The sequence below is a fragment of the Phocaeicola sp. genome (assembly GCF_048170425.1).
Classification (GTDB): domain Bacteria; phylum Bacteroidota; class Bacteroidia; order Bacteroidales; family Bacteroidaceae; genus Phocaeicola.
In genome coordinates this window covers 1-6,221 of record NZ_DBEXBB010000072.1, presented here as the reverse complement: position 1 = coordinate 6,221, position 6,221 = coordinate 1, and the positions used below count along the sequence as shown (strand labels likewise).

Annotated in this window: 6 protein-coding genes and 1 tRNA gene; 6 read left to right on the top strand and 1 reads right to left on the bottom strand. The window is 48.2% G+C overall.

Annotated features, from left to right (window positions below; translation table 11 throughout):
* Positions 1-46: 46 nt before the first annotated feature.
* Positions 47-131 (bottom strand) — tRNA-Ser (locus ACMJ0U_RS03040).
* 147 nt (positions 132-278) lie between these two features.
* Between ACMJ0U_RS03040 and ACMJ0U_RS03035 the strand changes: the two genes are divergently transcribed.
* From ACMJ0U_RS03035 to rpmA, 6 genes are all read left to right on the top strand, one after another.
* Positions 279-2,780 carry an endonuclease MutS2 gene (locus tag ACMJ0U_RS03035; protein WP_417128083.1) on the top strand — a complete coding sequence of 834 codons (2,502 nt, stop codon included), beginning with the start codon at positions 279-281 and terminating at the stop codon, positions 2,778-2,780.
* Positions 2,781-2,851: 71 nt separating this feature from the next.
* The gene (locus ACMJ0U_RS03030) at positions 2,852-4,060 is read left to right on the top strand and encodes an L-serine ammonia-lyase (protein ID WP_278562699.1); all 1,209 of its coding nucleotides are present in this window, start codon (positions 2,852-2,854) and stop codon (positions 4,058-4,060) included.
* Between the two features lie 195 nt (positions 4,061-4,255).
* Positions 4,256-4,762: a methylated-DNA--[protein]-cysteine S-methyltransferase gene (locus ACMJ0U_RS03025; protein WP_417128081.1), complete on the top strand. Its 507-nt coding sequence runs from the start codon at positions 4,256-4,258 to the stop codon at positions 4,760-4,762.
* A 6-nt stretch (positions 4,763-4,768) separates the two neighbouring features.
* Positions 4,769-5,413: an HAD family hydrolase gene (locus ACMJ0U_RS03020; RefSeq protein WP_417128079.1), complete on the top strand. Its 645-nt coding sequence runs from the start codon at positions 4,769-4,771 to the stop codon at positions 5,411-5,413.
* A gap of 148 nt (positions 5,414-5,561) precedes the next feature.
* Positions 5,562-5,879 (top strand): 50S ribosomal protein L21, encoded by a 318-nt coding sequence (gene rplU, locus ACMJ0U_RS03015; protein WP_417128085.1) that lies wholly within the window; start codon positions 5,562-5,564, stop codon positions 5,877-5,879.
* Positions 5,880-5,900: 21 nt separating this feature from the next.
* Entirely contained in the window at positions 5,901-6,164 is a 264-nt protein-coding gene (gene rpmA / locus ACMJ0U_RS03010; RefSeq protein ID WP_417128077.1) for a 50S ribosomal protein L27, read from the top strand.
* Positions 6,165-6,221: the final 57 nt, after the last annotated feature.

Here is a 6,221-nt window from a genome sequence, read left to right as displayed (position 1 = left end):
AAAAAATCTCGTAAAACCTTCATTTTACGAGAATTACTACTTTCTGCGGAGAGACAGGGATTCGAACCCCGGGTACCTCGCGGTACAACGGTTTTCAAGACCGCCGCAATCGACCACTCTGCCACCTCTCCAAAACCCTTCGTGAGAGTTGCCTTGTTTTTCAAAGGCGATGCAAAGGTACGCATTATTTTGAAATCTGCAAATATTTACCGCCTTTTTTGATTATTTTTTTTCATTGTCGTACCTTTGCAGGCAGAAAAAAACGAAACAAACCAATCATGATATACCCTCATAATTTCGAACAAAAGATAGGCTTCGACCAGATACGACAACTGCTGAAAGGCAAATGCCTGAGCACATTGGGCGAAGAACGAGTGGACGAAATGACCTTTTCGGACAACTACGATGAAATCAACCAACGGTTAGAGCAGGTGGTTGAATTTGTACGGATTACGCAGGAAGAGGAAGATTTTCCGGCACAATATTTCTTTGACGTACGTCCTTCACTGAAACGTATCCGTGTAGAAGGCATGTACATGGACGAGCAGGAGCTGTTCGACCTTCGCCGCTCACTGGAAACCATTCGCGACATTGTACGATTCCTTCAGCAGTCTGATGAAGAAGAGGAATCAAAAAGCTCACCTTATCCTGCCCTGCGTGAGCTGGCGGGAGATATTCTGGTATTCCCCCAACTTATCGCACGTATCGACAGCATCCTGGACAAGTTCGGAAAGATAAAGGACAATGCTTCTACGGAACTTCTACGTATTCGCCGGGAACTCTCGGCTACTACAGGAAGCATTTCACGCAGCCTGAACAGCATTCTCCGTGCTGCACAATCGGAAGGGTATGTAGACAAGGATGTTACTCCCACCATGCGCGACGGACGTCTGGTCATCCCGGTTGCTCCCGGCATGAAGCGCAAAATCAGAGGTATTGTACACGACGAATCAGCCACCGGAAAGACTGTATTTATTGAACCGGCAGAAGTGGTGGAAGCCAATAACCGCATCCGGGAGTTGGAGGGAGAAGAACGCCGCGAAATCATCCGCATCCTGACGGAATTCTCGGCTACGGTACGCCCACAAGTACCCGCTCTTCTATCCTCATACGAGTTTTTGGCAGAAATCGACTTCATCCGTGCCAAAGCTTTGTTCGGTATAGATATAAAAGGACTGAAACCCTCATTTGAGAACAAGCAGATTGTCGACTGGTTTCAGGCTGTGCACCCGCTTCTGCAAATGTCGCTGGCCAAGCATGGCAAGAAAGTAGTGCCGCTAGATATCATCCTGACACGCGACAAGCGCATCCTGCTTATTTCGGGCCCGAACGCAGGTGGTAAATCTGTCTGTCTGAAAACCGTGGGACTGCTGCAATACATGCTGCAATGCGGTATGCTGGTGTCTATGCACGAACGGAGCCATGCCGGTATCTTCAGCCATATATTTATTGATATTGGTGACGAGCAGAGCATCGAAGACGACCTGAGTACCTATTCTTCACACCTGACCAACATGAAAGTGATGCTGAAATCGTGCAACGGTGAAAGCCTCATCCTTATCGATGAGTTCGGAGGAGGTACGGAACCTCAGATTGGTGGTGCCATTGCCGAGGCCGTATTGAAACGCTTCAACCTGAAAGGTACATTTGGCGTGATTACCACTCACTACCAGAACCTGAAGCATTTTGCCGAAGATCACGAAGGAGTGGTGAACGGAGCCATGCTGTACGACCGCCACGAGATGCGGGCACTGTTCCAGTTGCAGATTGGTAATCCGGGAAGTTCGTTCGCTGTAGAGATTGCCCGCAAAATCGGTTTGCCGGAAGAAGTCATTGCAGACGCATCGGAAATTGTGGGAAGCGAATACATCCAGAGCGACAAATACCTGCAAGACATTGTGCGCGACAAGCGTTACTGGGAAACCAAGCGTCAGAACATACGCAAGCGGGAAAAACAGATGGAAGACACCATCGCCCGTTACGAACAGGAAATACAGGAACTGGAACGCAGCCGTAAGGAAATCCTGAAGAAAGCCAAAGAAGAGGCAGAACGGTTGTTACAAGAATCGAATGCCAAAATCGAAAATACCATTCGTACCATCAAGGAAGCGCAGGCTGAAAAAGAACGTACCCGCACGGCACGTCAGGAGCTGACCGACTTCAAGCAGCAGGTAGAAAACCTGGAAAAGGCGGCTTTGGAAGAGAAAATCGCGCGCAAGATGGAAAAACTCCGCGAAAAGCAGGAGCGCAAAAAAGATAAGAAAGCGAAACAAGCCAATACTCCTGAAACTCCGGTTGCTCCTAAGGTACGCCCCATTGAAGCGGGAGACTATGTGCGCATCAAGGGCCAGACCAGTGTGGGACAAGTCATAGAAATCAGCGGAAAGAATGCCGTGGTCATGTTCGGACTGATGAAAACCAACGTGAAAGCCGAACGACTGGAACGGACGGATGCACCGAAAGCTGCCCCGTTATCCAACAAGGCGACTTTTGTCAGCAGCGAAACCCAAGACCGGATGTACGAAAAGAAACTGAATTTCAAGCAGGACATCGATGTCAGAGGTATGCGGGGTGACGAAGCCATACAAGCGGTCACCTATTTCATCGACGACGCTATTCTGGTAGGAGTCAGCCGCGTACGCATCCTGCACGGTACGGGCACAGGTATTCTGCGCACCCTCATCCGGCAATACCTGGCTACCGTGCCGGGAGTAGCCCATTTCCAGGATGAACACGTACAGTTTGGCGGCGCAGGCATCACCGTAGTGGATTTAAAATAAACCCTACGGGATTTCTGCACATATATGCGATTATTGCGTATCTTTGCAGAAAACTTACACCTAATTTTAATATGAAATCAATCAGAGAATTATATCGCATCGGCACGGGGCCATCCAGCAGCCATACCATGGGGCCCCGCAAAGCTGCCGAACAGTTTCTTGCCCGCAATCCGGAGGCTGCCTCATTCGAAGTGACTCTGTATGGCAGTCTGGCCGCTACAGGACGTGGTCACATGACCGATGTGGCTATTTTAGACACCCTGCAACCTCACGCTCCCGTAGAAATTCTCTGGAAACCGCATATTTTCTTTCCTTTCCACCCGAACGGAATGACTTTCAAGGCTTTCGATGCACAGAAGAAAAAGCTGGACGAATGGACCGTATTCAGTGTGGGAGGTGGTGCACTAGCCGAGGAAGGACACGACCGTACCGCCACCAACGATATTTACAACATGAATACCATGAGCCAGATTTTGTACTGGTGCGAACACACCGGACGCAGCTACTGGGAATACGTGGAGCAATGCGAGGGTCCGGAGATATGGAATTTCCTGGCAGAGGTATGGGAGACCATGAAAGCGGCCATCCATCGCGGACTGGATGCCGAAGGCGTATTGCCCGGACCATTGAATCTGCGCCGCAAAGCATCGGCTTATTACATTCGTTCGAAAGGCTATAAAGACTCTCTTCGCTCACGCGGACTCGTATTCGCATACGCACTGGCTGTCAGTGAAGAAAATGCTTCTGGAGGAAAAATCGTTACCGCACCGACCTGTGGAGCCTGCGGAGTGGTTCCGGCTGTCTTGTATCACCTGCAGAAAAGCCGCGACTTCAGCGACGCACGTATCTTGCGGGCATTAGCGACTGCCGGACTGGTGGGAAACATCGTCAAGCACAATGCTTCCATCTCGGGAGCTGAAGCTGGGTGCCAGGCCGAAGTGGGAGTAGCTTGTTCCATGGCATCTGCGGCGGCCAGCCAGTTGTTCGGAGGCAGCCCGGCCCAGATAGAATATGCAGCCGAAATGGGACTGGAACATCATTTGGGTATGACATGCGACCCGGTATGTGGACTGGTACAAATTCCTTGTATTGAGCGTAATGCGTATGCTGCCGCACGTGCACTCGATGCGAATATCTACTCAGCCTTCACCGACGGCCATCACCGGGTATCATTCGACAAGGTGGTAGAGGTAATGAAGCAGACCGGACACGATCTTCCATCCTTGTACAAGGAAACGAGTGAAGGAGGACTTGCCAAGAACTATCAACCTATGGAATAAAAGGATAAAAAAACGTAAGGATGCTTTCTCAAAAACGCCTTTACGTTTTATCTTAAACGCCCTTGCGTTTGAACCAAAACGTACTTGTGTTTTACTTAAAACGCACTTACGTTTTTAGCTAAACGCAAAGGCGTTTTTTCGGGACTGTAAACCGTATCATTTTTCTACTCTTTCACCTCAAAAATACTGTTGAAAATGACTTTCACCTGTCACTATGATTCACCTTTGGGAGGAATCACACTGGCTGCCACGGAAAGCGGACTGTGCGGCCTCTGGTTCGACGGACAAAAATATTTCGGTCACGGACTGAAAGAAGAAGCCATAGCGAAGGAAACTCCGTTGCTGCTTCAGACGCGGCAATGGCTCGATGTTTATTTCTCCGGCAGGCAACCCGATTTCTGCCCTCCCCTGCAACCTTCCGGCACTCATTTTCAGCAAACCGTCTGGCAAATCTTATCCACCATTCCTTACGGAGAAACCCGGACCTACAAAGAAATAGCCATGGAAACCGCCCGCCGTTTAGGGCGTCCTCACATGGCAGCCCAAGCTGTAGGGAATGCCATTGGACGCAACCCCATCAGCATCTTGATTCCTTGCCACCGCATAGTAGGAAGCAACGGAAGCCTGACCGGATACGCCGGCGGCATCTCGCGCAAGCAGTCACTTTTAGAACTAGAACATATACCTTATTATATAGAGTAAAATCGTATGAAATCTTACCAAGCCTATTTATTTGACTTTGACTATACCTTGGCCGATTCTTCCAAGGGCATTGTGATGTGCTACAGAAACGTACTTGAACACCATGGATTCCATCAGGTGGACGACCTCTCTATCAAACGTACCATCGGAAAGACGCTGGTCGACTCTTTTACCCTCATGACCGGAATAACCGAAGCAGATACCCTGGAGACGTTCCGAAAAGAATACGTCAAAGAAGCTGACCAGCACATGACGGCCAATACCGTACTGTTCCCGGAAACGGAAGAGGTGTTACGCACCTTGAAAGCCAAGGGCGCCAGCATCGGCATCATTTCCACCAAATACCGCTACCGCATCATGGAACTGATGGGAAAAATATTCCCTGAAGGGTTCATTGACCTCATCGTAGGAGGAGAAGATGTGAAAGAAGCCAAACCCTCACCCGAAGGTCTGCTGCAGGCCGCTTCTCGTCTGAACTGTCCGAAAGAGCAGATTCTCTACCTCGGCGACAGCACCGTCGATGCGGAAACCGCCCAAAATGCAGGAGTTGATTTTGCCGGAATTCTTCACGGAATGACCAATCATGAAGAACTGGCAGCCTATCCGCACACAGCCATTTTCCCCGATTTGCTTCCACTGATAAAAAAATAGGAAATATATCCGTTTTTTTCAGATAAATAGTTGGTTATGTAAATATAAAGCCGTAACTTTGCAGCCGATTTTAGTCCGTGTAGGTAAAAAAGTAGCTACAGAGAACAGCTCACCTTACGGAGGAAACCCGTTTAATATTTATTTTAAAATGTACGTAATCGTAGAAATTAACGGTCAGCAGTTCAAAGCAGAAGAAGGCAAGAAACTGTTCGTTCACCACATTCAGAATGCTGAAAACGGTGCAACTGTTGAATTTGACAAAGTCTTGTTGGTTGACAACAACGGTACTGTAACTGTAGGTGCTCCTACTGTAGACGGTGCAAAAGTGGTTTGCGAAGTAGCTTCTCACTTGGTAAAAGGTGACAAGGTATTGGTATTCCACAAAAAGAGAAGAAAAGGTTACAGAAAACTGAACGGTCATCGCCAGCAGTTTACTGAATTGACAATCAAACAAGTTATTGCTTAATCATTAAAAACGTAGAAGAAAATGGCACATAAGAACGGTGTAGGTAGTTCTAAGAACGGCCGTGAATCAGCTAGTAAGAGATTAGGCGTAAAGATATTCGGTGGTTCAGCTTGCAAAGCTGGTAACATCATTGTTCGTCAAAGAGGAACAGTTCACAACCCTGGTGAAAACGTAGGTATGGGTAGTGACCACACTCTTTACGCATTGGTAGATGGTACTGTATGTTTCAAGAAAGGTCGCGAAGACAGAAGCTATGTTTCTGTAATTCCTTGCGCTGAAGCATAATCTACTGAAAACGAGTTTTGAAAAGGATATTCTTGCGAGAATATCCTTTTTTTATTT

What these genes read in the sequence shown, in the direction of transcription:
- ACMJ0U_RS03035 (WP_417128083.1), top strand. Translation starts at nt 279, where the DNA reads ATGATATACCCTCATAATTTCGAACAAAAGATAGGCTTCGACCAGATA.
- ACMJ0U_RS03030 (WP_278562699.1), top strand. Translation starts at nt 2,852, where the DNA reads ATGAAATCAATCAGAGAATTATATCGCATCGGCACGGGGCCATCCAGC.
- ACMJ0U_RS03025 (WP_417128081.1), top strand. Translation starts at nt 4,256, where the DNA reads ATGACTTTCACCTGTCACTATGATTCACCTTTGGGAGGAATCACACTG.
- ACMJ0U_RS03020 (WP_417128079.1), top strand. Translation starts at nt 4,769, where the DNA reads ATGAAATCTTACCAAGCCTATTTATTTGACTTTGACTATACCTTGGCC.
- rplU (WP_417128085.1), top strand. Translation starts at nt 5,562, where the DNA reads ATGTACGTAATCGTAGAAATTAACGGTCAGCAGTTCAAAGCAGAAGAA.
- rpmA (WP_417128077.1), top strand. Translation starts at nt 5,901, where the DNA reads ATGGCACATAAGAACGGTGTAGGTAGTTCTAAGAACGGCCGTGAATCA.